At 42.1% G+C, this 24,687-nt stretch carries 26 protein-coding genes, 3 pseudogenes and 1 other annotated feature; all 29 genes and pseudogenes read left to right on the forward strand.

All coding sequences use genetic code 11. The annotated features are described in order from the left end of the window. Nucleotides 1-109 precede the first annotated feature (109 nt). The 29 genes and pseudogenes from HLI_RS18180 (at nucleotide 110) to queA (ending at nucleotide 24,675) form a co-directional block, all read left to right on the forward strand. Complete coding sequence (locus tag HLI_RS18180; RefSeq protein ID WP_128526323.1) at nucleotides 110-676, forward strand: Maf family protein; 567 nt, start codon at nucleotides 110-112, stop codon at nucleotides 674-676. 61 nt (nucleotides 677-737) lie between these two features. Further along, nucleotides 738-1,211 (forward strand): annotated as a pseudogene (gene radC / locus HLI_RS18185) (RadC family protein); the annotation flags it as partial. 561 nt (nucleotides 1,212-1,772) lie between these two features. Continuing rightward, nucleotides 1,773-3,584 (forward strand): group II intron reverse transcriptase/maturase, encoded by a 1,812-nt coding sequence (gene ltrA, locus HLI_RS18190; protein WP_128526324.1) that lies wholly within the window; start codon nucleotides 1,773-1,775, stop codon nucleotides 3,582-3,584. Nucleotides 3,585-3,687: 103 nt separating this feature from the next. Then, nucleotides 3,688-3,891, forward strand: a pseudogene (locus tag HLI_RS18195) (JAB domain-containing protein); the annotation flags it as partial. Nucleotides 3,892-4,486: 595 nt separating this feature from the next. Further along, nucleotides 4,487-5,527: a rod shape-determining protein gene (locus tag HLI_RS18200; protein ID WP_277750296.1), complete on the forward strand. Its 1,041-nt coding sequence runs from the start codon at nucleotides 4,487-4,489 to the stop codon at nucleotides 5,525-5,527. A gap of 11 nt (nucleotides 5,528-5,538) precedes the next feature. Then, nucleotides 5,539-6,417 carry a rod shape-determining protein MreC gene (mreC, locus tag HLI_RS18205; protein WP_128526325.1) on the forward strand — a complete coding sequence of 293 codons (879 nt, stop codon included), beginning with the start codon at nucleotides 5,539-5,541 and terminating at the stop codon, nucleotides 6,415-6,417. Beyond that, nucleotides 6,417-6,944, forward strand: a complete 528-nt coding sequence (gene mreD / locus HLI_RS18210) for a rod shape-determining protein MreD (protein ID WP_128526326.1) — start codon at nucleotides 6,417-6,419, stop codon at nucleotides 6,942-6,944. Before mreC ends, mreD begins: the two co-directional genes overlap by 1 nt. A gap of 36 nt (nucleotides 6,945-6,980) precedes the next feature. Then, complete coding sequence (minC, locus tag HLI_RS18215; RefSeq protein WP_128526327.1) at nucleotides 6,981-7,667, forward strand: septum site-determining protein MinC; 687 nt, start codon at nucleotides 6,981-6,983, stop codon at nucleotides 7,665-7,667. Continuing rightward, nucleotides 7,660-8,457 (forward strand): septum site-determining protein MinD, encoded by a 798-nt coding sequence (gene minD / locus HLI_RS18220; protein ID WP_128526328.1) that lies wholly within the window; start codon nucleotides 7,660-7,662, stop codon nucleotides 8,455-8,457. The genes minC and minD overlap by 8 nt, the downstream gene beginning before the upstream one ends. A 198-nt stretch (nucleotides 8,458-8,655) precedes the next feature. Continuing rightward, on the forward strand, nucleotides 8,656-9,423 hold the full coding sequence (locus tag HLI_RS18225) for a M23 family metallopeptidase (protein ID WP_128526329.1): 768 nt from the start codon (nucleotides 8,656-8,658) through the stop codon (nucleotides 9,421-9,423). Further along, a complete protein-coding gene (locus HLI_RS18230; protein ID WP_128526330.1) occupies nucleotides 9,410-10,267 on the forward strand; it encodes a site-2 protease family protein in 858 nt (285 codons plus the stop codon). Before HLI_RS18225 ends, HLI_RS18230 begins: the two co-directional genes overlap by 14 nt. Before the next feature lie 11 nt (nucleotides 10,268-10,278). Then, nucleotides 10,279-11,709, forward strand: a complete 1,431-nt coding sequence (locus HLI_RS18235; RefSeq protein ID WP_164908600.1) for a ribonuclease E/G — start codon at nucleotides 10,279-10,281, stop codon at nucleotides 11,707-11,709. Nucleotides 11,710-11,745: 36 nt separating this feature from the next. Further along, nucleotides 11,746-11,818, forward strand: a sequence feature (ribosomal protein L21 leader region). Nucleotides 11,819-11,831: 13 nt separating this feature from the next. Further along, entirely contained in the window at nucleotides 11,832-12,140 is a 309-nt protein-coding gene (rplU, locus tag HLI_RS18240) for a 50S ribosomal protein L21 (RefSeq protein WP_128526332.1), read from the forward strand. A 12-nt stretch (nucleotides 12,141-12,152) separates the two neighbouring features. Continuing rightward, nucleotides 12,153-12,482 carry a ribosomal-processing cysteine protease Prp gene (locus HLI_RS18245; protein WP_128526333.1) on the forward strand — a complete coding sequence of 110 codons (330 nt, stop codon included), beginning with the start codon at nucleotides 12,153-12,155 and terminating at the stop codon, nucleotides 12,480-12,482. A 14-nt stretch (nucleotides 12,483-12,496) separates the two neighbouring features. Further along, nucleotides 12,497-12,787: a 50S ribosomal protein L27 gene (gene rpmA, locus HLI_RS18250; protein WP_035546444.1), complete on the forward strand. Its 291-nt coding sequence runs from the start codon at nucleotides 12,497-12,499 to the stop codon at nucleotides 12,785-12,787. 259 nt (nucleotides 12,788-13,046) lie between these two features. Beyond that, nucleotides 13,047-13,562 carry a Spo0B domain-containing protein gene (locus HLI_RS18255; RefSeq protein WP_128526334.1) on the forward strand — a complete coding sequence of 172 codons (516 nt, stop codon included), beginning with the start codon at nucleotides 13,047-13,049 and terminating at the stop codon, nucleotides 13,560-13,562. Between the two features lie 14 nt (nucleotides 13,563-13,576). Continuing rightward, nucleotides 13,577-14,860, forward strand: a complete 1,284-nt coding sequence (gene obgE, locus HLI_RS18260) for a GTPase ObgE (protein WP_128526335.1) — start codon at nucleotides 13,577-13,579, stop codon at nucleotides 14,858-14,860. A 17-nt stretch (nucleotides 14,861-14,877) separates the two neighbouring features. Next, nucleotides 14,878-15,327 (forward strand): ACT domain-containing protein, encoded by a 450-nt coding sequence (locus HLI_RS18265; protein WP_128526336.1) that lies wholly within the window; start codon nucleotides 14,878-14,880, stop codon nucleotides 15,325-15,327. 14 nt (nucleotides 15,328-15,341) lie between these two features. Beyond that, a complete protein-coding gene (gene pheA / locus HLI_RS18270; RefSeq protein WP_128526337.1) occupies nucleotides 15,342-16,217 on the forward strand; it encodes a prephenate dehydratase in 876 nt (291 codons plus the stop codon). 169 nt (nucleotides 16,218-16,386) lie between these two features. Then, a pseudogene (gene safA, locus HLI_RS22295) lies at nucleotides 16,387-16,534 on the forward strand (SafA/ExsA family spore coat assembly protein); the annotation flags it as partial. Between the two features lie 1,074 nt (nucleotides 16,535-17,608). Then, complete coding sequence (locus tag HLI_RS18280; RefSeq protein WP_128526339.1) at nucleotides 17,609-18,568, forward strand: phosphotransferase; 960 nt, start codon at nucleotides 17,609-17,611, stop codon at nucleotides 18,566-18,568. Between the two features lie 35 nt (nucleotides 18,569-18,603). Then, on the forward strand, nucleotides 18,604-19,341 hold the full coding sequence (nadE, locus tag HLI_RS18285; protein WP_128526340.1) for an NAD(+) synthase: 738 nt from the start codon (nucleotides 18,604-18,606) through the stop codon (nucleotides 19,339-19,341). Nucleotides 19,342-19,411: 70 nt separating this feature from the next. After that, complete coding sequence (locus HLI_RS18290) at nucleotides 19,412-19,969, forward strand: YhcN/YlaJ family sporulation lipoprotein (RefSeq protein ID WP_128526341.1); 558 nt, start codon at nucleotides 19,412-19,414, stop codon at nucleotides 19,967-19,969. Between the two features lie 78 nt (nucleotides 19,970-20,047). Then, nucleotides 20,048-20,800, forward strand: a complete 753-nt coding sequence (locus HLI_RS18295; RefSeq protein ID WP_128526342.1) for a YebC/PmpR family DNA-binding transcriptional regulator — start codon at nucleotides 20,048-20,050, stop codon at nucleotides 20,798-20,800. A 77-nt stretch (nucleotides 20,801-20,877) separates the two neighbouring features. Further along, nucleotides 20,878-21,456: a BofC C-terminal domain-containing protein gene (locus HLI_RS18300; RefSeq protein ID WP_241655885.1), complete on the forward strand. Its 579-nt coding sequence runs from the start codon at nucleotides 20,878-20,880 to the stop codon at nucleotides 21,454-21,456. 164 nt (nucleotides 21,457-21,620) lie between these two features. Beyond that, a complete protein-coding gene (gene ruvA / locus HLI_RS18305; RefSeq protein WP_128526343.1) occupies nucleotides 21,621-22,238 on the forward strand; it encodes a Holliday junction branch migration protein RuvA in 618 nt (205 codons plus the stop codon). Between the two features lie 18 nt (nucleotides 22,239-22,256). Then, nucleotides 22,257-23,258 (forward strand): Holliday junction branch migration DNA helicase RuvB, encoded by a 1,002-nt coding sequence (gene ruvB / locus HLI_RS18310; protein WP_128526344.1) that lies wholly within the window; start codon nucleotides 22,257-22,259, stop codon nucleotides 23,256-23,258. Further along, on the forward strand, nucleotides 23,255-23,452 hold the full coding sequence (locus tag HLI_RS18315; RefSeq protein ID WP_128526345.1) for a DUF2905 domain-containing protein: 198 nt from the start codon (nucleotides 23,255-23,257) through the stop codon (nucleotides 23,450-23,452). The genes ruvB and HLI_RS18315 overlap by 4 nt, the downstream gene beginning before the upstream one ends. A gap of 197 nt (nucleotides 23,453-23,649) precedes the next feature. Then, on the forward strand, nucleotides 23,650-24,675 hold the full coding sequence (gene queA, locus HLI_RS18320; RefSeq protein ID WP_128526346.1) for a tRNA preQ1(34) S-adenosylmethionine ribosyltransferase-isomerase QueA: 1,026 nt from the start codon (nucleotides 23,650-23,652) through the stop codon (nucleotides 24,673-24,675). Nucleotides 24,676-24,687: the final 12 nt, after the last annotated feature.

Below are 24,687 nucleotides of genomic sequence, written 5' to 3' on the forward strand. Positions count from 1 at the left end.
CCTTTTTTATTTGGTTTCTTTTATGAAACTGCTGCTTTGCTTTACCCTGGTATTATATGAATTCTTGTAAAATAGAATTAACCCCATGTGAAGAAAGGATGTCTTTAGAGTGTGCAACTTAGTTTTAGGTTCTCAATCACCAAGAAGAAAAGAATTGTTGGAATTGGCTGGGTATCGTTTTGTAGTAAGAAGCTCAGAAGTGGAGGAAGTAATTGAAGAAGGTATGACTCCTGAAGAGGCGGTCCTTCATTTATCACAGGTGAAAAGTGAATCGATAGAATTATTAGAGGATGAGGTTTTACTCACTTCTGACACTGTTGTTTCAGTTGATGGGCGAATTTTAGGGAAGCCTGCGAACTTTTCTGATGCCCGTTCTTATTTGCAACAACTAAGTGGGCGGACACATGAGGTGTTCACAGGTGTTTATTTGCGGACAAATGAGGAATCATGTACGTTTTTTGTGCAAACAGATGTTACTTTTTATGACTTGTCAGACAACGAGATTGAGTGGTACTTATCAACTGGTGAAATTTGGGATAAAGCAGGTGCTTATGGTATTCAGGGGAAAGGAGCCTTGTTTGTAGAAAAAATTGATGGAGACTATTACAGTGTAGTCGGATTGCCGATTTCCAGGGTTTCCCGTGAATTGAGAACATTTAACGTTTCTTCAGGCTGATTTCTTTTACATGGGGAATCAGTAGGAAAGGAAGCTGGAAAATTTGTCTCACACAAGCATCATGATCAAGGATGTTCCGAGAGAAGATCGTCCCAGGGAGCGGCTCTTAGATTTGGGTGCCACCCATTTATCGAATCAAGAACTTCTTGCGATTTTGTTAGGGAGCGGTACTAAACAGGAATCAGTAATGGAACTTGCCAACCGTTTATTGGTTCATTTTGAGGGGATCGTATTACTGAAAGATGCGACAATTGAAGAATTGACGGCAATCAGAGGAATCGGTGTGGCGAAGGCTGTATTGATCATGTCCGCAATTGAAATGGGAAAAAGAATGCAGAAAATGAAACCGGTTGAAAGGTATATGATCAGAAGTCCGGAAGATGGAGCCGACTTCGTCATGGAAGAAATGCGCGGCTTGAAACAAGAACATTTTATCTGCTTGTTTTTAAATACGAAGAATCAAGTGCTTCACCGACAAACGATCTTCATTGGCAGTTTGAATGCTTCCATCGTCCACCCCAGGGAAGTTGTGCGCCCATAAGGGCATTTAGAAAATCTGTTTTGGCAAAACAGTAGGGAAATATCACATTCAATACCCTATCATCAGCCAACTTATCCGTGAAGGAAACCAAGCGGTGAGTGTAGCATGTTGGCAAAGCCATAAGTTTCCTAGTTACCAAGGAACGACTGAATGGCGAGATGAAAGTTCGTAGACAAGGATGAAAGCTGAATTGCTTGAATGATAGCTCAAGGAGGACCACGGGGACCTTCAGCGGGAGGTAACGATTAACGCTGTATGAAGTAAGCATGTTTCTTAAAAACTTCGAGAAACATGAAGTGATACTACTTCGTCCAACTTCTATATCGAAGAAACGAGTGAAAGTCACATCCGAAACTATGAAATGCTATGTTTCTATATATCTAAATGGGGATTGCCTATGTTGGAATGCCAAATATGGCTATGACAACTGTGTCTGAATATCCGATATGGCAACGGAGTTCTCGTAGTAGTCCGAGATAGGGAAAGCCTATCACATGGCGAAGGAGAACAGTTTATCTGGTTTAATTACCAAATTGGGAAGGAGCGTGAGGCTCCATGAGAAATCCAAAAGTAGTGTTAAACAGTCTAACTTTCAAAGCACAAGATGATACGTATATCTTCGAAAGATTATATCGAAATCTGTATAATATCGAGTTCTATCTAGAAGCCTATGCCAAGCTTCACCCTAATAAAGGGAGTAACACAAAAGGTGTTAACAATGACACAATCGATGGTATGAGTTTAGAAAGAATCGAGCGTTTAATCGAAAAACTAAAGGAACAAACATATCAACCAAATCCAGCACGCAGAACATATATTCCAAAGAAAAACGGTAAAACACGACCTTTGGGTATTCCGACTTTTGAGGATAAACTAGTGCAAGAGGTTGTTCGGCGAATTTTAGAAAGTATCTACGAACCTCAATTTTCAAATCATTCACATGGTTTTCGACCAAATCGTAGCTGTCACACTGCCTTAAAAGAAATACGCAATACTTTTACGGGTACGAGATGGTTTATTGAAGGTGACATAAAAGGTTTCTTTGATAACATTGACCATCATGTATTAGTTGGACTTTTACGGAAGCGCATTAAGGATGAAAAATTAATTAATTTAATTTGGAAATTCTTAAGGGCAGGTTATGTAGAAGATTGGACTTTTCATAAAACCTACAGTGGGACACCCCAAGGTGGAATCATTAGTCCGTTACTTTCGAATATTTATCTGCATGAATTAGATAAATACGCTGAAGGATATGCGGAATCCTTTATCAAAGGTGAAAAACGTAGGCATAATCTGGTTTATCATAACCTAGCATCAAAAATTAATCATTGTAAAAGTAAAAATAAACGTGATTGGGAACGACTAACCAAAGAAGAAAAAGCTGAAAGGCTTGGAGAATTAAAAGCTCTGTACAAAAAACTGCAAAGCCATCATAGCAAAGACCTTTTTGACCCAAACTATCGTAGAATGAAATATATAAGGTACGCGGATGATTTTATTATCGGTGTCATTGGTAGTAAAAAGGAAGCTGAACAAATCAAGATAGATTTAACAGAATCCCTTGCAGAAAAACTCAAGTTGGAATTGAGTGCTGAAAAAACGTTGATAACATATAGTGATAAAAACGCTAGATTTTTAGGATACAATATACGAGTAGCAAGAGATTGGCACAGAATGAAAATGCCAAATGGCACAAAGAAACGAAAGTTTAACTATCAAACAAAAATATTCGTTCCTCATGAAAAATACATCAAAAAACTCATCGATTTAGGTGCATTGAAAATTGGCAGTAACAGCGGCTGGAAACCTGTTCATCGTCCCTATCTAGTGCATAATGATGACCTTGAAATTCTTCGTACGTATAATGCGGAGATTGAGGGATTATATAATTACTATCGCCTAGCAAGTAATGATCATGTCCTTCAGTCTTTTAGGCAAACAATGAAATACAGTATGATTAAAACGTATGCCAATAAATACAAAAGTACCGTCAGCAAAATTATTACAAAATTTAAAATAAACGGGAAATTAGGTATACGTTATATAACGAAGGATGGTCCTAAAATTGCCTATTTTACGGAACAGCGAATGGAAAAGAACTCGGAAATCAAAAAACAGTCAATGGATATAATCGAAAATACAATCGTTTACGGTGGCAGAACAAGTCTCATTGAACGCCTTTTAGCTGAAAAGTGTGAGTGGTGTGGTGAAGAAAATGTTCCATTGGAGATGCATCATGTCAACAAGCTCAAGAATTTGAAAGGCAAGAAACGATGGGAACAATTCATGATTGCAAGAAATCGCAAGACTATTGCAATGTGTGTGAAATGCCACCTTGATTTACACAATGGAAAGTTAGATTGATAAATGGAAAGCCGTATACTCTGAGAGGAGTACGTACGGTTTGGAGGGAAGTTCTCGGAAACCTGCTAAGGTAACTAAGCAAGGCGCCGGGTGCTTACCCTACTTTAAAGAGGCTGTAAAACGATCTGCTGCCTCAATCATATGTGCCCACAACCATCCCTCAGGAGACCCGACACCTTCTCAAGAAGATATCCAAGTGACAAGGCGTTTGAAAGAATGTGGAAAAATGATCGGGATCGAATTGCTCGATCATTTAGTGATCGGTGACCGAAAATTCATCAGCTTGAAAGAAAAAGGATACCTGTAATGTTTCTATGATCTCCCTGATGCTTACCAGAGTATGAGTGCTGTTTAATGATCAATCCTATAAGAGCTTATGAACTTAAATACTAACAGCATCCCTTCTCTATATAAATCAGATAGAGAAGGGATTTTATTTATTATTTATATCGAATTCTTCCATATGCCTCAATTTAATTTTACTGATTCACAAAGTTGCATCATAAAACCCAGGGAGATTAAGGTTAATTTGTGGTCTGCGTGACTGGCATCGTAAATGCAAGCTATTAGTTACGTATATTGAAAGATGAGAAATCTGGAAACTTCACATAAATCTCATAAAAGGAAGAAATGAATGAGTGAAAAGAAGCTATATACACTCATAAGGGGATAAGAGTTGCTCAACGTAATGAAAGCTGAGGAAGACGAACTTCAAAAAAACGAGCATATGATAGTTGTACCACTATCTATTTTTGTAGATTTTTCGTATAATTGAATAGATGGAATAGAAAGGCGCCATTTATAGGAGATTTCTTATAAATTGGCGCTTCTTCTAATCATGATAATAATGGGGATGCTTAACCCGTCTGAGAGAAAGCGGGCTTTTAGAAAGGAAGATATTATTGGGGATTTTTGGATTCTCTCAAGATTTAGGAATTGATTTGGGAACTGCGAATACACTAGTTTTTTTGAAGAATAAAGGGGTCATTGTAAGAGAACCCTCTGTAGTAGCTAAAAATACACAAACCGGTGAAATTGAGGCCGTTGGTAATGATGCAAGGAACATGATCGGCCGTACACCAGGCTACATAAATGTCATCCGTCCGATGAAAGACGGAGTGATTGCTGATTATGATACAACAGCTCAAATGATGAAATATTATATTAGGAAGGCACTCAAAACAAGGTCGTCTTTCGCTAGTAAACCGAATGTAATGGTCTGTGTACCCTCTGGAATTACGATGGTGGAAGAAAGAGCAGTCATAGATGCTACCAAGCAAGCAGGGGCAAAAGAAGCATATCCGATTGCTGAGCCTTTTGCTGCCGCTATTGGAGCAGGGCTTCCTGTATGGGAACCGACCGGAAGTATGGTAGTCGATATTGGTGGAGGAACTACAGAAGTAGCGATCATCTCCCTCGGCGGAATTGTCACAAGTCAGTCTATCCGTATTGCGGGGGATGAAATGGATGATAGTATCATCCAACATGTCCGTAAGCGTTACAATCTGATGATCGGGGAACGTACCGCTGAAGAAACGAAGATGGAACTTGGTGGAGCAGGAGAAGTGAACGAGATTGACGAAATGGATATAAGAGGACGCGATTTACTTACAGGTCTCCCGAAAACCATCACAATCAAAAGTGATGAAATTGTAGGTGCTATGAAAGATACCGTCGATTCCATCATTGAAACCGTGAAAAATACATTAGAAAAAACACCTCCAGAACTGGCTGCTGATATTATGGAACGCGGCATAGTTTTGACTGGGGGAGGCGCATTGCTCAAGAACATCGATACAGTCATCAGTGATGAAACAAATATGCCGGTATTTATAGCCGACGAGCCTCTCGATTGTGTGGCCATAGGTACAGGTAAATCTTTGGAATACATCCATCATTTCCGCTCTCAGCCAAATGTGGCAAGTCGAGCTAAAATGGATTAGGCGAGTAAGTTATGCCTTCATTATTTCGTAGAAAAAGACTGATGGTTGTATTGGTAGGTTTTATTTTACTTGTTGCACTGATCGGCTATTCGATCCGTGATCGGGATTCGTTAAGCACTCCTGAGAAATTCCTGCAAGATTCAGTCGGTTGGATGCAGACGATCTTCCATAAGCCGGTAAGTCTTGTAGATAATACGATAGAAAATATTCAGGACATGTTCGAAGTCTATGAGCAGAATCAAGTATTGAAAGCCCGATTGTCTGAGTATAAGGGAGTCATACAAGATAATCAGCGCTTGAAAAGTGAAAATAGCGAATTACGTGAGACTTTAGAAAAAACGGAAGGTTTGAGCGACTATTCGCCGATTCAAGCTACAGTAATCGCCAGAAGTTCTGATCGATGGTTTGAGCAAATGACGATTAATAAAGGTGAAGAGCATGGCATTGAAAAAGATATGGCGGTTATGACGAGTGACGGACTGGTCGGTAAGGTTAAGTCTGCAGGCGCATTTCATTCTACTGTGCAGCTTTTAAGCGGCTTTGATCGTTCGAATAAAATTTCTTCATGGGTAGTCCGGGAAGGTCAGGATGAAGCATTCGGCTTGATTGAGGGTTACGACGATGAAACAGGACAACTTCTTTTGGAGGGCATCAAACTTGAAGAAGAACTTAAACCTGGAGACACAGTTATTTCTTCTGGATTGGGCGGAGTTTTTCCGAGTAACCTTCGAATCGGTACAGTCGAAGAAGTGACGAATGATCAGTTCGGCCTGACCAAAACGGCATATGTCGAGCCTTTTGCTGATTTGTTCGATATTAATCATGTGATGGTTGTTGATCGTGCTGTGGAAACAGTAGAAGACAAAAGTCCAAGTGAGGGCGATGAATAATGAGTCGTTATGTAATTGCTCTGATTTGCTTGTTTCTTCTCGTCATGCAGGGGATGGCAATGAGCATGTTGCCAGCAAACCTAGTTTATTCTGATTTGTTGATCACACCTCACTGGGTATTGATTTTTCTTTTTATCATCGCTATATTTTTTGATAGAGATGAGACCTATCACGCGGTCTGGTATGGTCTTGCCTTCGGTTTACTGATTGATGTGGTCTACACAGGTGTGTTGGGGGTTTATATGGTGACCTATGCACTTGTTATCTATATCATTCATGGCATAAATAAATCGCTTCATGCGAATTTCATAGCGGCCTCTTTACTGGCCATTGTGGGAGTTGCGTTGGCAGATACGCTGTTATATGTCATTTATTCCTTTGTGCAAATTACTTCTTTGTCTTGGGGAACTTACGCTTTGTTAAGGTTATTACCGACCTTGGCAGCGAATATGATTTTTTTCATCCTGCTTTACCCATTAGTGAAGGAGCGCGTCCACTATTGGTCCGAGGAAATCAATAATGCTTAGAATGATGGAAATGTCTAAGGTTTGAGGTGAAAGCCTATGGCGGCAAATGGTCAGAAAATCATGATAAAGGGGACAAGGGATGGATTGACGTTGCGTTTAGACGATCAATGCTCTTTTGACTCCATAATAAAAGAGTTGCAAGAAATGTTGGCTCAGAATGGAATCACTGACGAACAACCGATGATTCGTGTAACGATTCAATTGGGGAAACGATACTTGACTGAAGACCAAAAAGAAGAGCTTGCTTCTGTTGTTCGTGAGAAGCAAAAGCTTGTGGTCGACCGTATTGAATCAGAGGTTCTTACTAAAGATGAGGCCTTGGAGTGGAAAGAAAATACGGAAATCACACCAGTGGCCAAAACCATAAGGTCAGGACAATTGGTAGAAGTGCGTGGCGATTTATTACTGATCGGTGATGTCAATCCTGGTGGGCAAGTGAATGCCACAGGTAATATCTTCATCATGGGCAGCTTGAGAGGGATTGCTCATGCAGGTTACGAAGGGGATAAAAAAGCTGTGGTGGCCGCATCTTACATGCAGCCGAGCCAGTTGAGGATTGCAGATCAATTGAGTCGTTCACCTGACTATGAGTCGGAAGGCGTCTATATGGAATGTGGATTCATAGATGACACACATGAGAAAATCCGAATTGAGCGCTTACAAGAAGTTGTAAAAATCAGACCGGATCTCGTCAGTTTTGAAAGGAGAATGATCAATGGGTGAAGCGATAGTGATTACCTCCGGAAAGGGAGGGGTTGGGAAAACGACAACTACTGCCAATCTGGGGACCGCTTTGGCCTTACAGAATAAAAAGGTTTGTCTCGTTGATACTGATATCGGTCTCAGAAACCTTGATGTTGTAATGGGCCTGGAAAATCGCATCATATATGATATCGTGGATGTAGTCAATGAGCGATGTAAAACAAAGCAGGCTTTGATAACGGACAAGCGGTTTGACTGCCTTCATTTACTTCCGGCTGCCCAGACTTCGGATAAGTCGGAAGTGACCCCTGAAGGAGTCAAAGCTATTGTAGATGAGCTGAAACAGGACTACGATTACATTGTCATCGATTGTCCTGCTGGTATAGAGCAAGGCTATAAGAACGCTGTGGCTGGGGCAGATAAAGCGATCGTCGTGACGACACCTGAAAAATCAAGCGTGCGTGATGCTGATCGCATCATCGGTCTTCTGGAACAGGAAGAAATCGAGTCGCCAAAACTGGTCATCAATCGTATACGTAATCACATGATGAAAAGTGGCGATATGCTTGATGTAGAGGAAATCGTCAATGTACTTAGCATTGATTTGGTTGGAATCGTTATCGATGACGATGCTGTCATTAAGGCTTCTAATAGTGGTGAGCCAGTAGCCATGAAGCCGAATTCAAAAGCTTCTCTGGCATACCGTAACATCGCGAGGCGTATTTTAGGGGAAACGGTACCCCTTATGAACCTTGATGAAAACAAAGGCGTATTCGCCAAAGTGAAACGATTCTTCGGGATGCGGACTTAATAAAAGAGCAAGGACCTGTTATTACTGTGGCAGGTCCTTTTTGTATTTCTGTTATTTATTAATATTTTTGTCTGGGATGACCGGGAGCATGCGCTATTGTTCCGGGCTGTTTATCTTTACTTCTGATAAAAGAATAATATTTCGTACCCTCGTCCCATAGACTGATAGAAAAAGACGGGAATAGAGAGGGGATTAATTGTGAAAAGAAATATACGCGACGTACGAAAGAATATAGCAGATCGTAAAAAGAGGAAAATTAATGGACAAGGGTCTAATTCTCCTCCAAGTTTTTCTCCCCCCCAAGATGAAGAGATGCATGGATACCCTCCATTAGTAACAGGGTATGGAAAGAAAAAAGAACCGATAACACAAACTTCAAAGGGAACAAGCCAATTTGCGTGGCAATTGCTCTTAGCTGTAATGCTCTTTGCTATTGTAGCTTTAGGCAAAAATACTGACTTTGCTTTATTAAATGGACCAGGAGATTGGGCGGCAAGCCAAATGCAAGATGAATTTCCCTTTGCCAAAGTGACGACATGGTACAGCGATCGTTTTGGAGACCCTCTCCAGGTGATTCAGCCGGAAAATGAGGGAGAACAAGAGGCTTTGGCGATGCCAGTCAATGGTACAGTGACCACTTCTTTTCAAAAGGATGGAAAAGGAATTATTATGACCACTGAAAACGATTCGCAGGTCAAGGCTATTCGTGCCGGAACGGTGATTTTTGCGGGCAATGATCCAGACACGTCCAAGACGGTAATCATTCAACATGAAGATGGCAGCAAAACCACCTATGGCTATTTATCGTCGATTGACGTTCACTTATACGAGCATGTGCAAACAGAGAATGCATTAGGTTCTGTGAAACCGGAAGAGGGGCAGGCGGCTGAATTTTTCTTTGCGATTGAGAAAGACGATACTTTCTTAGACCCAGTACAGGTCATTAAAGTGAATGAAGGTTCTTAAATTACGAGAAACCATCCATATTCACCCCCTTTTCTTTTTGCTGGCCATCTCTGCATTTTTAACAGGTGCAATCTATGAATTTATTGTTATATTTTCAATCGTTTTCATCCATGAACTTGGACATTTTTTGGTGGCTAAACATTATAACTGGCGGATAACAAAGATGGAAATATGGCTCTTCGGTGGGGCGGTGGTCAGCGAAGAGCACAACACGCGTCCATTTAAAGAACAAGTCCACGTCATACTTGCAGGTCCGTTTCAGCATGTTTGGATTTTCGTTCTGCTCTTCATCATTCAATTTACAGCAGGTCCGCATTCTTTAATCTCGACGGCTGTCCTTTACAATGGCATCATCCTCCTCTTCAATCTTCTGCCGATTTGGCCTTTGGATGGAGGGAAGCTTCTCTTTTATATCTCCAATCAGCTATTAACTTTACGTCAGAGTCAAATTGTCACTCTGATGTTTTCGCTGGGGATCATGTTTATCGCTGGTGGGTGGCTGTTTCTGGAAAGCCGCTGGACTCTTGCAACAATACTTCTCACCGCTTTTTTGTTCATTGAAAATGGTTTGGAATGGAAGAGGCGCTCCTATACACAGATGAGATACTTACTTTATTGTGCTTATCAAGAGCGTCCACCAATGAAAACGAAATATATTAAAGTTGAACAAGACACGCTTGTCAGGGATGTTTTGAAGAATATCCGCTGCAACTGCCATCACAAGTATGTCTTGAAACAGCCGCCTCGTTTCTATATAGTAGATGAACAAGAGTGTCTTCGAGCTTTCTTTGAAAGGAAGCAGGCTCAGCTTAGAATAAGGGACATTCAAAAAGTCGCTTTATAATGAGGGGTTTTATGAGGAAGCTGTTCATACATACAAAAACAACTGAAAAGACTGGTGTGGTCATTGAACAAGGGAAAATCCAAGAATATGTGGTAGATCGGCCCGGAGTGAAAGTGATTTCGGGCGCTATTTTTTGTGGAAAAGTCATTCGTGTGGATCAAGGGTTGCAAGCTGCCTTCATCGATATAGGTGTGGGACGGGAAGCCTTTTTGCGAAAAGAAACCATTCCTTGGTGTGAAGATGAAATTTCCTCAGCAGTGAAGGTTGGGGAATTTTTGTTTGTTCAGGGAATCAAAGAAGAAATTGGTCATAAGGGAGCTCAGGTTTCTGCAGACCTTACTATCCCCGGGCTTTATGTTATATATCAACCTTACGGGAATAAAGTATCACTTTCAAAAAAGCTGGGAGCTGAATCGAAAGAAAAACTAGAAACGGCCCTCCGTCCTTTTTTGGGAGGCATGGAAGGTGTAATCATCAGAACAGCGGCTGATGTAGCCGATCTTACCGTAGTTGAAGAAGAACTCTTATTATTAAAAGAACAGTGGGAAGAAATAATAAAAGACAATGACAAAAAGGCGGGGCTGTTATGGTATGAGCCTCTCCTTCCGAATCAGCTGATGAGAAGATACCCTATCTCCTCAATGGAAAAGATAATCGTGGACGACGCGAGTGTCGTGCAATACTTGAAGAAGCAATTTCCGTCAGCATCTGCAAATATAGAGTGGAAAAAGAATGGTTCACAGGAAATGCCTATCTCTATAAATTCACTTGAGGAGCAGATCACGGAACCGATTGTGGAGCTTGATAAAGGTATACAGATAGTCATCGATCATACGGAAGCGATGACCGTCATTGATGTGAATAGTCACAAATATAAAGGGAAGGCTTTCTCTAACTCTCAGGCGTTTCAAGTAAATATGGAGGCTGCTGAAGAAATCCAGCGGCAAATTCGATTAAGAAATATTTCCGGAATTATCATCATCGATTTTATCTCCATGAAAGATTCTTCTAAAGAAAAACATCTGCTTTCTGAAATGAAAAAGCTATTGAAAAAAGATGTTGTCAAAACGACTGTATTTGGAATCACACGTTTGGGTTTATTAGAAATGACCAGGAAAAGGGATTGGGCGAGTCCGGTCTCTTTATTGGCTGAGGAGCGGGAGTCATCTTTCACAATGGAAACATCGGTTTATCGTCTTGAACGCGATTTATTGGAAGCTTCGTCAAGCGAGGCAGAAGCTTATCTGGTTGCTGTCCATCCAGACTTGAACGACATAAAAAAACAATTGCTTTCTGAGCCGATCTCTAGTAAAATTCCACAGGAGCTGTTTGTTAGACAGGATTCTACAATCCAGAGCTATCAAATAGAGCTTGGAGGGTCTTTGGACATGATCCGGGATGCTGTTCAGCGCCGCGGATATCATGTTGACAACTTGTTTTGATTTGTGGTAACATTATTTTGTTATTCTAGTAGCACTCCGTGGCTACAACCGCGCAGAACAGGTTTTCAAACCGATTTCCGGTACCTGAATGGCGAGTCTTAGTAAATTGAGGAGGTGCAAGTATGTACGCAATTATTGAAACTGGTGGTAAACAAGTGAAAGTTGAGAAAGGCCAGGAGATTTACGTTGAGAAAATGGACGTAGAAGCTGGTGGTTCTGTTACTTTTGACAAAGTTCTTTTCGTAGGTGGAGATAACACGAAAGTGGGCGCTCCTTTTGTTGATGGTGCTTCTGTAACGGCTAAAGTTGAGAAACAAGGCCTTCAAAAGAAATTGACTGTCTTCAAATATAAGCCTAAAAAGAACTACAAGCGTAAACAAGGTCATCGTCAGCCATACACGAAACTTGTCGTTGAAGATATCAACGCGTAAGGGTCGTAACGGATGATTAATGTATCTATGTTTCGCTCACAAGGTTCCATCACAGGCTTTGAAATATCCGGACATGCAGAGAGTGGTCCTTATGGACATGATCTCGTATGTGCAGCCGTTTCAGCTGTATCTTTTGGGACAGTGAATGCCATTATGAGCCTATGTGAATTCGAACCTCATGTTGAACAGGGCGGAGAAAGTGGTTACATAAAAATCACTTTGCCGGATGATCTCAAAATACCGGATCATTCGAAAGCTCAGACCCTTTTAGAAGGCATGCAGGTGTCATTGGAAACGATTGAACATGATTACGATCAATATATTAAAATTTCCCATCGATAAGGAGGTGAAGACTCATGCTACGTCTTGATTTGCAGTTTTTCGCCCAGAAGAAGGGTGTAGGTAGTACAAAAAACGGCCGTGATTCCGAGTCTAAACGTCTTGGAGCTAAACGTGCAGACGGACAACAAGTAACTGGTGGTTCTATCCTTTACCGTCAACGCGGAACTAAGGTTTACCCAGGTGCTAACGTTGGCCGTGGTGGAGATGACACATTGTTCGCGAAAGTGGATGGTGTCGTTAAATTCGAACGTTACGGACGTGACCGTAAAAAAGTCAGCGTTTATCCTGTAGCACAGGAAGCGTAAGTCAATAAGTTCGTGTAGCCATAAAAGCCGCGCTTTGCTATTCGCAGAAGCGCGGCTTTTTTATATCCAATGCTGCTTTAATAAATAGATGAAGCAGTCTATCTAAGAACACAGTCTTATAGTAAAGTAAGACAGAGCAGTGTTTCTTCTTAAAAATATATTTTCAATGAAATGCGCTCCGTTTATCGGGTAGATTTTTTGTTTCCTTGAATTTTTGCTATACTTTTTATTATTATGGGTGAACGAGGGAGCTGAAATGATGGACGAAAAAGAAATCATTGCACTACTCAGACATAAGCGTCATGACTGGATGAATCAAATTCAACTGATTCAAGGCTATGCTTCATTAAGAAATCAGGATCGATTAATGGTACAAATTGAAGAAGTGAAAGAGGAGGCGGAAGAAGAGCGGAAATTGTTGAACAGTGATGCTGAACAGTTCCCCCTCTGGTTGTTTACATTCAATTGGGTACATAGGTCATACCGAATCAGGTATTTCTTGAAAGAAGAAGTTGATTTATCCCGTCATGATCATAAGCTTAAAGCTTATGCAAAACGGATGCTGGAACTGATGGATGGGCATATAGAAGAAGATGAACTTTATGAAGGTACAGTTACGATTTATGTAGGTGGACAAGCTGCAGTGGGGATGAGTTGGGAATGGGATGGCCCTTTCCGTCATCCAGCTGACTTGAAAAAGAAATTAAACGAAGAAGGATTCATTGCAACAATATTTGATAGTAGAGAACTTTCTATCGAGATGACGATAGAATGAAGAGGTGAATGGATATGTTTGTCGATCAGGTCAAAGTATTTGTAAAAGGCGGCGACGGTGGAAATGGTCTAGTTGCTTACCGTCGTGAAAAATATGTGCCAATGGGTGGTCCAGCTGGCGGCGATGGCGGCGACGGTGGAAACGTCATATTTGAAGTCGATGAGGGTCTTAATACATTAATGGATTTCCGTTATCAGCACCATTTTAAAGCAGCTAGAGGGCAAAATGGTATGAATCAGAAGCAGCATGGTAAAAATGCTGAACCACTGGTAGTCAACGTACCACCAGGAACTATAGTCAAAGCAGCTGATTCGGATAAAGTGATTGCTGACTTGACTGAGCACAAGCAGCGAGCTGTTATTGCCAAAGGGGGCCGTGGTGGTCGTGGGAATGCCCGTTTTACAAGTGCGCGTAACCCGGCGCCTGAAATTGCTGAAAATGGCGAACCAGGAGAAGAATTGGATGTAGTCGTGGAATTGAAGTTGTTGGCGGATGTCGGATTAGTAGGGTTTCCAAGTGTAGGAAAATCGACATTATTGTCTGTAGTCACCGCAGCTAAGCCCAAAACTGCAGATTACCACTTTACAACCTTATCTCCTAATTTGGGGGTTGTAGAAAGTCAGGATCAACGTAGTTTCGTTATGGCTGACTTACCCGGATTGATAGAGGGAGCTCATGAAGGGATAGGCCTTGGGCATCAATTCTTACGACATGTAGAGCGGACAAGATTATTACTTCACGTCATAGATATGTCAGGGATGGAAGGCCGCGATCCTTATGAAGATTATGTGACCATCAACAATGAGTTATCTTCTTATGATCAGCGTCTTGAAAACCGACCGCAGATTATTATTGCGAACAAAATGGATATGCCAGACTCCGAAGAACACCTTCAATTTTTTAAAGAACAATTAGGCGATAAAGAGGTAGAGATTTATCCTATTTCTACTTTGAAAAGAGAAGGTATAGATGAATTGTTATATGCAGTAGCCGATCTTCTTGATCAGATTCCGAAGCAAGAAGAGCAAGTGGAGGAAGTAGACGAACGCGTTATTTACAAGTATGAAAAAGAAGAAGCACCATTTAAAATCACGCGTGCAGATGATGGAGCCTATGTTTTATATGGTGAAAAAATCGAATCCTTGTTTAAGAGAACAGACTTCTCAACAGATCAATCCATCAATCGATTCGCCCGTCAAATGCGAAGCATGGGTGTGGATGAAGCGCTTAGGAAACGCGGCGCTAAAGACGGAGATACTGTTCGACTGCTTGATTACGAATTTGAATTTGTCGATTAACGAGGGGAGGGACCGCTATGGCGGATTATAATGAAAAGTTTTATTTAGTCCGTAGTGATATTCTCCCTGAGGCAATGATGAAGACGATAGATGCTAAAGCGCTGCTCGAAAGGGGCAAGGTGGAATCGATTTTTGATGCTGTCCAAAAGGTCGGCTTGTCGCGAAGCGCCTTTTATAAATACCGGGATGCAGTCTTTCCCTTTCAGGCGATGGTGAAAGAACAGATGATTACTTTATTCTTCCATTTGGAGGATAGAAAAGGGACATTGTCGAACTTGCTGATGACAGTGGCAGAATCAGGTTGCAATGTCCTTACGATTCATCAAACCATCCCTTTACAAGGGAAAGCGAATGTCACTCTTTCCTTGAATACCTCGGGAATGGTTGATAGTATAGAGAAACTTTTGCAACAACTGCATAAGTTAGACTTTGTCGATCGGGTAGAAATATTAAGTACAGGAGCTTAACTGGAGGGGAAATCATGTCGGAACAAAAGATAGGATATTTAGGGCCTAAAGGTACTTTTACTAAAATGGCAGTCGACGCCCTTTTTGATGGAGGGTCCTATGTCAGCTATGATAATATTCCTGCTTGCTTGGATGCAGTAGAAAGTGGAGAAATAGGCACGGGGGTTGTACCATTAGAAAATGCAATTGAAGGCTCGGTTCATTTGACCATAGACTATTTAGTTCACCAGGTCAGCCAATCCATCATTGCAGAGCTTACGGTCCCCATTAAGCAGCATCTTCTTGTCCATAATCAACATCACGGGGAAGAAATTGCAAAGGTATATTCTCATAGTCATGCTATTGCCCAATGTCATCAGTATTTGCACAAAAACTATCCTGGAGCGGAATTAGAATATACAGCTTCTACAGGAAAGGCGGCTGAAATCGTTGCTTCCGCTGGTCCTGGGGTAGCAGCAATCGGAAATCACCTGGCCGCAGAAGAAAATGGCTTGAAGATGTTGGATGCTGAGATCCATGATTATGACAACAACCACACACGGTTTGCTGTCGTTCAAAAAACACCCCATACCTTGAAAGTGAAAGATCATCCTGTCAGCAAGCATAAGACGACGGTCATGGTCACCCTGCCAAAGGATTATGTAGGGGCATTGCATCAAGTACTGGCAGCGTTTGCCTGGAGAAAAATGAACTTATCCAAAATTGAGTCAAGACCAATGAAGACGGGTCTTGGCAACTATTTCTTCTTAATAGATGTAGACCAACCATACGATCAAGTCCTGTTTCCTGGCGTTCAGGCAGAGCTTGAGGCGTTAGGATGTCAGCTGAAGGTCCTCGGTACTTATCCAAGTTACCAAATTGACGTTCCGACGCCTGTCCAAAAAGCATAATTAATATGACCCCTGAATCCTGATATAAATTGGGATTCAGGGGTTTGTTTATATTTTTTGAAAAATATTATAGGCTTTTTCATCAATCTTTCGGTTTGTGTTGCATAGAGTGTTATGAAGCTATTATTGTCTTATCGTTTCTTAGAATCACAGGAAGGGAGTTGCAGATGTGAGAATTCACATTGTACAAAAAGGAGATACACTCTGGAAGATAGCTAAAAAGTATGGGGTCGACTTTGAAGAGTTGAAATCTGTAAATACCCAGCTTTCCAATCCTGATATGATCATGCCGGGTATGAAAATCAAAGTCCCTCAAGGAAAAAAACAAGTGAAAAAAGAAGCGCCTAAACAAACAGCGAAAACACCGAAGAAGGAAATGCCTTCTGCCCCACCTTATAAAGATACTTCACCAAAACCGATTCCATCCATTAAAGAGGATGAGAAGAAGCCGGTGAGTAAAGGGGTCATGGAAAAACCGATGCAGCCGATGCAGCCAATGCAACCGATTAATATGAGCATGCCGATTTCCATGCCAAGTATCGATCAGCAAATGCAAAATTATTATACAACATTCCATTTACCTCAAATGCCGATGCCGCAACAACCGAAAGAGGAAGTGAAGGGCGAGGCATCAAAAGAAGAGGTCAAAGGAGAACAGTATGCACCGATGCCGCAGCAATCACCAATGCCGCAACAGGCACCAATGCCACAGCAATCACCAATGCAGCAGGCGCCGATGCCTCAACATCAACAACCATATGGGCAGCCAATGCAGCCTCAGCTCATTAATACTGATTTCTATTGCTGTCCGCCTCACCATGTCATGATGCCAATGCATATGCCGATGCATCAGCAGCCAATGCACCAGCCCATGGCTCAACAACCGATGCAGATGTGGGATGATGATGATTCAGGAGATGACATGGTTCAGGGCGCCCAGTCAGATTCGGACTGTGGCTGTGGAGAAGGGCAGGGGCCTCAAGCATATGGCCCGATGATGGGATATGGACCACCGCATGGTTTTCAGGCACCCTGGCAGCAGCCTCACCATGGACCGATGCAACAGCCGATGGGATGGGGGCAGCCCCCACAACAAGGATGGGGCCCACCGAACCCGCAAATGGGAGGGAATCAACAGCCTCAACAAGGATGGGGCCCACCGAACCCGCAAATGGGAGGGAATCAACAGCCTCAACAAGGATGGGGCCCACCGAACCCGCAAATGGGAGGGAATCAACAGCCTCAACAAGGATGGGGTCCGCCGAACTCTCAGATGGGATGGGGGCAACAGCCTAAACAAGGATGGGGTCCGCCAAACCCTCAAATGGGACCATGCGATCCGCAACAAATGGACCAAGGATTCCCACAGCCTTGGAGGGACGATGATGTAGATGAAAGCTGAACGACGGAAGGGCGATTCATATACGGATCGCCTTTTTCATTGGCTGCAAATGGAAGAAAAGCTGCCTATCGAATATGAAAAAACGATTAAACCCAAGGTATATAAAATCCGTTTTCAGAATAAGCCATTCATATTGAAAGGGTATCGAAGGTTACATGTCATCCAGCAGCAAATAGAGTTTTTCCAACATTGGAATTATGCATATAAAATTGCTGCCCGACCTTTTCCGTTTGAAAATGGTGTGTACACGAAAAGTAAGCTGGGATGTGACTGGTCTTTGTTCGAAAGAATAGAGGGAAGGCATGCAGAATTTGACAATCACAATGACCGCAAGAAAGCCGTGCAAATTCTTCACCAATTCCACCGGACGACCAAGGGAATTGCGGTACTCTCTATCCCAAAAGACCCTCTGTATGTGAAATGGGAAAAACGGCTTGAGCACTTTGAAGAAACGAGAGATATCTTCTCAGACTTCAGAAAAAAAGGGATGTACCAGGAATTGAGGTCTTGTATGATGGACCGTCTTGAAAAGTTTTCGGCTCACCCCTGGGGGGAGATTGAAGAAAAAGCCTGGGAAAATCATGAGTGGCTGCATGGGGATGTGGCACATCATAACTTTATCATCAGTCCTGACAAAAGCATCAAGTTAATCGATTTCGATCTTTTGCATACAGGGCCGAGGATTTATGATCACATTCAATTAGCACAAAGATTTCTTCCTTATGTAGAAAGCCAGCGGTCTACCTTACTTAAATATTTTCCCCATATAAAAGACCGCGATATTTGGTGGGAGGGAGTCCTGGTCCCTGCTGATTTATTAAGGGAATGGCTTTATGGATATAGACAAAGTTTAAGGGAAGAATCCACTCTCATCCGTCACATGCGTAAATTGGAGAAATCGTGGGAGACCCGGAAGAAGTTTGTCCGATATGCTGAACATATGCTATGATTATATATCATATGTGTGAAAGGATGAGCAATCCGGTGGAACAAAATGTGATCAAGATAGTATCGTGGCTTCAAAAACAGGTCGAACAAGCGAATGTAGATGGACTGCTAGTCGGTGTCAGTGGCGGAATCGATTCTGCAGTTGTAGCGAATTTAATTAAAAGAGCATGCCCTGAAAGCTCTCTGGGAGTCGTCATGCCTTGTAAAAGCCAATCAGATGATCAAAAACATGCAACAAGTGTTTTGAAAGCATGTGGTCTACCTTCCATAACAGTGGATTTGACCGAAACGCACGAAGTGATGTTTTCGAACATCCAACAGCAATTGAAAAGCACCAATCAACTAGATGAAAACCAATTGAAATTGGCTGATGCAAACTTGCGAGCGCGCTTGAGGATGAGCACGCTTTATACGGTGGCGACCAATCATAAATATTTAGTGGTAGGAACAGATAATGCTGCTGAATGGTACACTGGCTATTTTACAAAGTATGGCGATGGAGGCGTGGACCTTGTTCCACTTGTGAATCTTACTAAAGGGGAAGTCCGTGAAATGGCTGAGTATCTTGGTGTCCCTGGTGAAGTCATTCATAAACAGCCAAGTGCAGGTTTGTGGGAAGGTCAAACAGATGAAAATGAGATGGGAACCAGTTACGCGAATATCGATCGTCACCTTGAAGGGAAGGAAATTCCTGAGAAAGACCGTGAAATCATAGAAGCCATGCACACACGTTCGGCTCATAAACGACAGCTGCCGCCTGCTCCTCCTAAATAAGCATGGCGAATATTGTCAGACTAAAACATTCTTCTTGGACCCATAGTAAGGGTAAAAGGAGAATGTTTTTATGTGGAAAATAATATTTATGTATTTAATGGTTTGTACCACCTTATTAGCTTGTCAAGCTGAAGATGCAGCTGAACCAGAACCAAAAGAAGAGGAGTCCTTTTATGAACCTTTGGAATACAAAGCGGATGAAGGCGTAAAAAGAAGAGGGAAGATTCCAACTGGGAAAGATAGTTATTTTAAGCGTACAGCAGAGGAAGAATTTAAAAATTCCCGTTATAATCAAACGAACCGCTCCCATGATAATGACTTTAATAACGAAGATGCAATGGAAATCGTTGAGAAGGTTCATGAATTAGAAGAGGTGACAATGGCACAGGCTTTTTCCACGGATGATCATGTATATATAGCCGTTATGGTCAATCCTTATGATAGAAGAGATCAATCTGTTCCAGAGAAGATCCAGACAAAGGTTGAAGAGCTGACCGATAAAAAAGTGACAATCTATACAAACAACAACAATTGGGATCATATGAAAGATTTGAATAGCCGCTTGAAAGCATCTCAAGCTCCGGATCGGCTTAAAAACCAAATCAGGGATTTCTTCAAACAACAGTAGAAAAGCACTTCTTTTAAGGCAACTGGGGATTATGATATATTGAAGTAGAAAAGATTTGCTTGGGAGAGGAGAATGTCCATGGCTGGCCATTCAAAATGGAGTAATATCAAGCATCGGAAAGGTGCTCAAGACAAAAAGCGGGGAAAACTTTTCATGAAGCTTGCCCGTGAAATTTTCATGGCAGCGAAACAAGGTGGGGGGGATCCGGATACGAACCCTCCTTTGCGTATAGCTGTCGATAAAGCGAGATCCAACAATATGCCGAATGACAACGTGGATCGTGCGATTAAGAAAGCCACGGGCGATTTAGATGGTGTCAATTATGAAGAATATACGTACGAAGGGTACGGGCCCGGCGGTGTAGCCGTCATGGTAAAAGTGTTGACGGATAATAAAAACCGTACAGCGGCGGATGTCCGACATGCATTCAATAAAAATGAAGGGAACCTTGGGGAAAATGGTTGTGTAGCATTCATGTTCAATCGTTCAGGCTACCTGGTCATTGACCGTCCCTCGATGGAAGCTGACGAAGAATCGGTTATGCTGGAGGCTATTGAAGCAGGAGCAGAGGAAATGGAAACAACAGCCGAAAGATTTGAAATCTATACAGAGCCTGAATCCTTTTCAGATGTCAAAGCTTCCTTAGAAACAAGTGGGTATGAGTTCGTTACAAGCGAAGTGACGATGATACCCGAGACTTATACCGAACTTGATGAAGAAGGCGTTGAAAAAATGCTTAAATTGATTGATATGCTTGAAGATAATGATGACGTCCAGGAAGTCTATCATAATCTTGATGCCGATGAATCGATTCTGGAAAAATTAGCGTAATTCCCCTTTTCTATGATAATAACTTCTGTTTCTGGACACACTAGGAACAGAAGTTATTTCTGTTAGGGGGAATGATCATGAAGAGGTGGTTGTTGGTAGCGGGGGCAGTCATGGGCTTGTTAGTTTTAAGTTGGGCATTTGTTTCAAACTCCCAACCGGAGCCTTTAGCTGCTGAAGACAACTCTACACAGCGTATAATCCAAGGGAAAGGCAGTCAGAGCACAGACACTGTCAAAACTCTCGTGAAGCCTGAACCTTTGAAACTTAAGGTGATATTAAGAGAACATTATATAGACGGTGTAACAGAGACAACCAAAAAAGAAGAAACCATATGGTCCATGATGGATTTCTGGGCCACTTATGAAGATTGGACGGTAGAAGAACAGCATATAGATACAGTAGTCTTCCAAAGGCATGTAGAAGATATTTCTCCACTGACGAAGCAGCAAGGTTACTTCGGGCTGACAGAGAATGGAGAACTAGCTGTTTTTCAAGGTCTGCCGGATAATGGGAAAGTGATGGAATCCTTCAAGCCTATTCCTGTTAAACCCTTAGAGTCCAAACGGGAAAAAGAATTGGAAACAGGGATAAAAATCAAAGATCAACGACATTTTGAGCAAGTTCTCCAACAATACTCAGATGAAGGCGAAGTATAATCGACGAAACAGCCACAGATGAAAAGTGGCTGTTTTTGTTGTGGTCCACTAAGAAGCATTATGCGGGTACTGAGGCTGAAAGTTCCTTGACATGATTATGGGCGAACATGTGCTTGTATGTTACAATATTAAGGATAGAATAAAGGTTAGAGAGGATTACTTCAATGATTAGTTATGTGAAAGGTCAGTTGACGACCATTGATGAGGGGTCGGTCATTATAGAAACGAATGGTATTGGCTATGAAATCTTATGTGCCAACCCTTTTCATTTTCAAGATGCTTTAAACAATGAAGTGAAAATACATACATACCATTATATTAGAGAAGATAACCAGTCTTTATATGGTTTCAAGAAAAAAGAAGATAAGCAGTTATTCGCTCAATTGCTAAATGTGTCAGGAATTGGTCCGAAAGGTGCGCTCGCCATACTAGGAACGGTGAGCGTACCTGAATTCGTTTCAGCGATTGAGCAAGAAGATGATAAATATTTGACGAAGTTTCCTGGAGTCGGGAAAAAGACAGCACGGCAGATGATTCTCGATTTGAAAGGCAAACTGGTGGTTTGGTTACCAGATGAAGAAAATGAGGATACACTGTTCTATAAAGATGATTTACCTTCAAATGAAAAGCGTCAACGTGTAGATGATGCCATTGAAGCGCTGAAAGCCTTAGGTTATACCGATAAAGAAGTGAAATTTGTCAGGACTGAACTTGAGAAAGCAAACAATGGAAATGTGGATGATTATGTTCGCCAAGGCCTGCAACTGCTGATGAAAACCTAAGAATAAGGAGGGTTATAGGTGGATGATCGTATGATATCTGGTGAACAACAAGAAGCTGATCAGGATATTGAACTAAGCTTACGGCCGGAAAGACTTAATCAGTATATTGGTCAGCATCAAGTGAAGAACAACCTTCGTATTTTTATAGAAGCAGCAAGGATGCGGAATGAGCCTCTCGATCATGCTTTGTTGTATGGACCACCTGGTTTGGGTAAGACAACTCTTGCATCAATTATCGCAAATGAAATGGGTGTGCAATTTCGTACCACTGCAGGACCGGCTATTGAAAGAGCGGGAGATTTGGCCGCAATCCTATCGTCATTAGAACCCGGCGATGTTCTCTTTATCGACGAGATACACCGTTTGCCACGTTCAGTGGAAGAGGTTCTGTATCCTGCAATGGAGGATTTTTGTTTGGATATCGTAGTAGGAAACGGTCCGAGTGCTCGTTCCGTCAGGCTGGATTTGCCTCCTTTCACTTTAGTCGGAGCTACGACTAGAGCGGGTTTACTTTCAGCCCCATTAAGGGATCGCTTCGGTGTCCATAGCAGGTTAGAATATTATGAAACCGATGCATTGTGTTCTATTGTGGAAAGGACAGCTGAAATTTTCCATGTCGATATTGATTATGATGCAGCCGTGGAAATAGCGCGGCGTTCGAGAGGGACCCCGAGAATTGCCAATCGTTTATTGAAGCGTGTCAGGGACATTGCTCAAGTTAAGCGAGAAGATGGCATTTCTAAAGAAACCACTCAAGAAGCCCTTAAAATGCTCCAAGTCGACGATGAAGGACTTGATTTTATTGATCACAAATTGCTTAAAGGGATTATGGACGGTTTCCAAGGCGGCCCCGTCGGTCTGGATACGATCGCGGCAACGATTGGAGAGGAATCTCAAACAATCGAAGATGTATATGAACCATTTCTGCTGCAGATCGGGTATATCCAAAGGACGCCACGCGGCCGGGTAGTGACCCCCAAAGCTTATGCCCATTTCAATAGGGAGGTGCCTGGCTCTTGACGGGGTTTGGTAAAATCTTTATTGTTATAGGGATTGTGTTTATTGTGATCGGATTGTTATGGAGTATTTTTGGCAAACTACCTGGTGACTTAAGCTTTAAAAAGGGCAATGTCACTTTTTACTTTCCTATTATGACATCGATTATAGCAAGTATCGTTCTTTCATTGATTTTTTTCTTATTCAGGAAATTTTGAGAGGACGGATTTCTGTGCGCGCAACATAGGTGCATGTACTTATGGATTATCCAGGGTCAGCGCTAGCCCTCCGCAATCGTAAGCAGACTCTTGATCAAGTAAGACTTGTCATCTCAATGTTCTGCATAAGTAACTGGGGGAGAACGTGGCGCTTACTTTTTTATCTTAAAATAAGCTAGGAAGAATAGGGGATTTATATGGATATTAAGCAGTATGATTTTGAGCTGCCTGAAGAGTTGATTGCACAAGTGCCTTTAGAAAATCGCTCTTCTTCTCGTCTTATGGTTTGTAATAGGCGAACAAATGAGATTGAACACCGGCACTTTTCTCAGATCACGGAATATTTGAATTCCGGCGATTGTCTTGTGTTGAATGATACGAGAGTTTTGCCCGCCCGCTTATATGGTGCAAAAGAAGATACCGGCGGGAAAGTCGAAGTTCTATTGCTCCATCAAACAGAAAAGGATGAATGGGAAGTCCTTATCAAACCTGCCAAAAAGGTGAAGGTGGGGACTCGAATTGTGTTCGGAGAAGGTCAATTGACAGCTGAATGTACAGAAATTCAAGAGCATGGCGGCCGTAAAGTGAAATTCAGCTACGATGGGATTTTTCTTGAGGTACTGGACTCCTTAGGTGAGATGCCACTCCCTCCTTACATTAAAGAACAGCTTCCAGATCGTGAACGTTACCAAACGGTTTACGCGAAGGAAGAGGGGTCGGCAGCTGCCCCCACCGCAGGTCTGCATTTTACAGAGGATCTCCTGGAGGAGCTGCAAGCAAAGGGAATTGAAATGGCTTATCTGACCTTACATGTAGGGTTAGGTACTTTTAGACCAGTGAGTGTAGACAATGTCGAAGAGCATGATATGCATGCAGAGTTCTATCAATTGAACCAGCAAACGGCAGATCAGCTGAATGAAGTGAGACAGCGTGGGGGCAGGATTATTTCTGTCGGTACAACGTCTACGAGAACTCTCGAAACCATTATACGCGATCACGGTACATTCACGGCAGCGAGTGGATGGACGGACATTTTCATTTATCCTCCACAAACACTGAAAGCGATCGACGGGCTTATTACGAATTTCCACTTACCAAAGTCAACGTTGATCATGCTCGTCAGTGCATTCGCTGGACGGGATTTCATTTTAGAGGCATACCGAAAAGCTGTAGAAGAAAGGTATCGTTTCTTCAGTTTTGGAGATGCGATGTTCATTACATGATGTTGAAGATCA

It is taken from the genome of Halobacillus litoralis, assembly GCF_004101865.1.
Classification (GTDB): Bacteria; Bacillota; Bacilli; order Bacillales; family Halobacillaceae; genus Halobacillus; species Halobacillus litoralis_A.

Coding starts and splice junctions, on each gene's coding strand:
- rplU (WP_128526332.1), top strand. CDS start 11,832: ATGTACGCAATTATTGAAACTGGTGGTAAACAAGTGAAAGTTGAGAAA.
- mreC (WP_128526325.1), top strand. CDS start 5,539: ATGCCTTCATTATTTCGTAGAAAAAGACTGATGGTTGTATTGGTAGGT.
- HLI_RS18300 (WP_241655885.1), top strand. CDS start 20,878: ATGAAGAGGTGGTTGTTGGTAGCGGGGGCAGTCATGGGCTTGTTAGTT.
- HLI_RS18245 (WP_128526333.1), top strand. CDS start 12,153: ATGATTAATGTATCTATGTTTCGCTCACAAGGTTCCATCACAGGCTTT.
- HLI_RS18235 (WP_164908600.1), top strand. CDS start 10,279: ATGAGGAAGCTGTTCATACATACAAAAACAACTGAAAAGACTGGTGTG.
- queA (WP_128526346.1), top strand. CDS start 23,650: ATGGATATTAAGCAGTATGATTTTGAGCTGCCTGAAGAGTTGATTGCA.
- minD (WP_128526328.1), top strand. CDS start 7,660: ATGGGTGAAGCGATAGTGATTACCTCCGGAAAGGGAGGGGTTGGGAAA.
- HLI_RS18295 (WP_128526342.1), top strand. CDS start 20,048: ATGGCTGGCCATTCAAAATGGAGTAATATCAAGCATCGGAAAGGTGCT.
- mreD (WP_128526326.1), top strand. CDS start 6,417: ATGAGTCGTTATGTAATTGCTCTGATTTGCTTGTTTCTTCTCGTCATG.
- HLI_RS18255 (WP_128526334.1), top strand. CDS start 13,047: ATGGACGAAAAAGAAATCATTGCACTACTCAGACATAAGCGTCATGAC.
- ltrA (WP_128526324.1), top strand. CDS start 1,773: ATGAGAAATCCAAAAGTAGTGTTAAACAGTCTAACTTTCAAAGCACAA.
- minC (WP_128526327.1), top strand. CDS start 6,981: ATGGCGGCAAATGGTCAGAAAATCATGATAAAGGGGACAAGGGATGGA.
- pheA (WP_128526337.1), top strand. CDS start 15,342: ATGTCGGAACAAAAGATAGGATATTTAGGGCCTAAAGGTACTTTTACT.
- HLI_RS18290 (WP_128526341.1), top strand. CDS start 19,412: ATGTGGAAAATAATATTTATGTATTTAATGGTTTGTACCACCTTATTA.
- obgE (WP_128526335.1), top strand. CDS start 13,577: ATGTTTGTCGATCAGGTCAAAGTATTTGTAAAAGGCGGCGACGGTGGA.
- ruvA (WP_128526343.1), top strand. CDS start 21,621: ATGATTAGTTATGTGAAAGGTCAGTTGACGACCATTGATGAGGGGTCG.
- HLI_RS18265 (WP_128526336.1), top strand. CDS start 14,878: ATGGCGGATTATAATGAAAAGTTTTATTTAGTCCGTAGTGATATTCTC.
- rpmA (WP_035546444.1), top strand. CDS start 12,497: ATGCTACGTCTTGATTTGCAGTTTTTCGCCCAGAAGAAGGGTGTAGGT.
- HLI_RS18230 (WP_128526330.1), top strand. CDS start 9,410: ATGAAGGTTCTTAAATTACGAGAAACCATCCATATTCACCCCCTTTTC.
- HLI_RS18280 (WP_128526339.1), top strand. CDS start 17,609: ATGAAAGCTGAACGACGGAAGGGCGATTCATATACGGATCGCCTTTTT.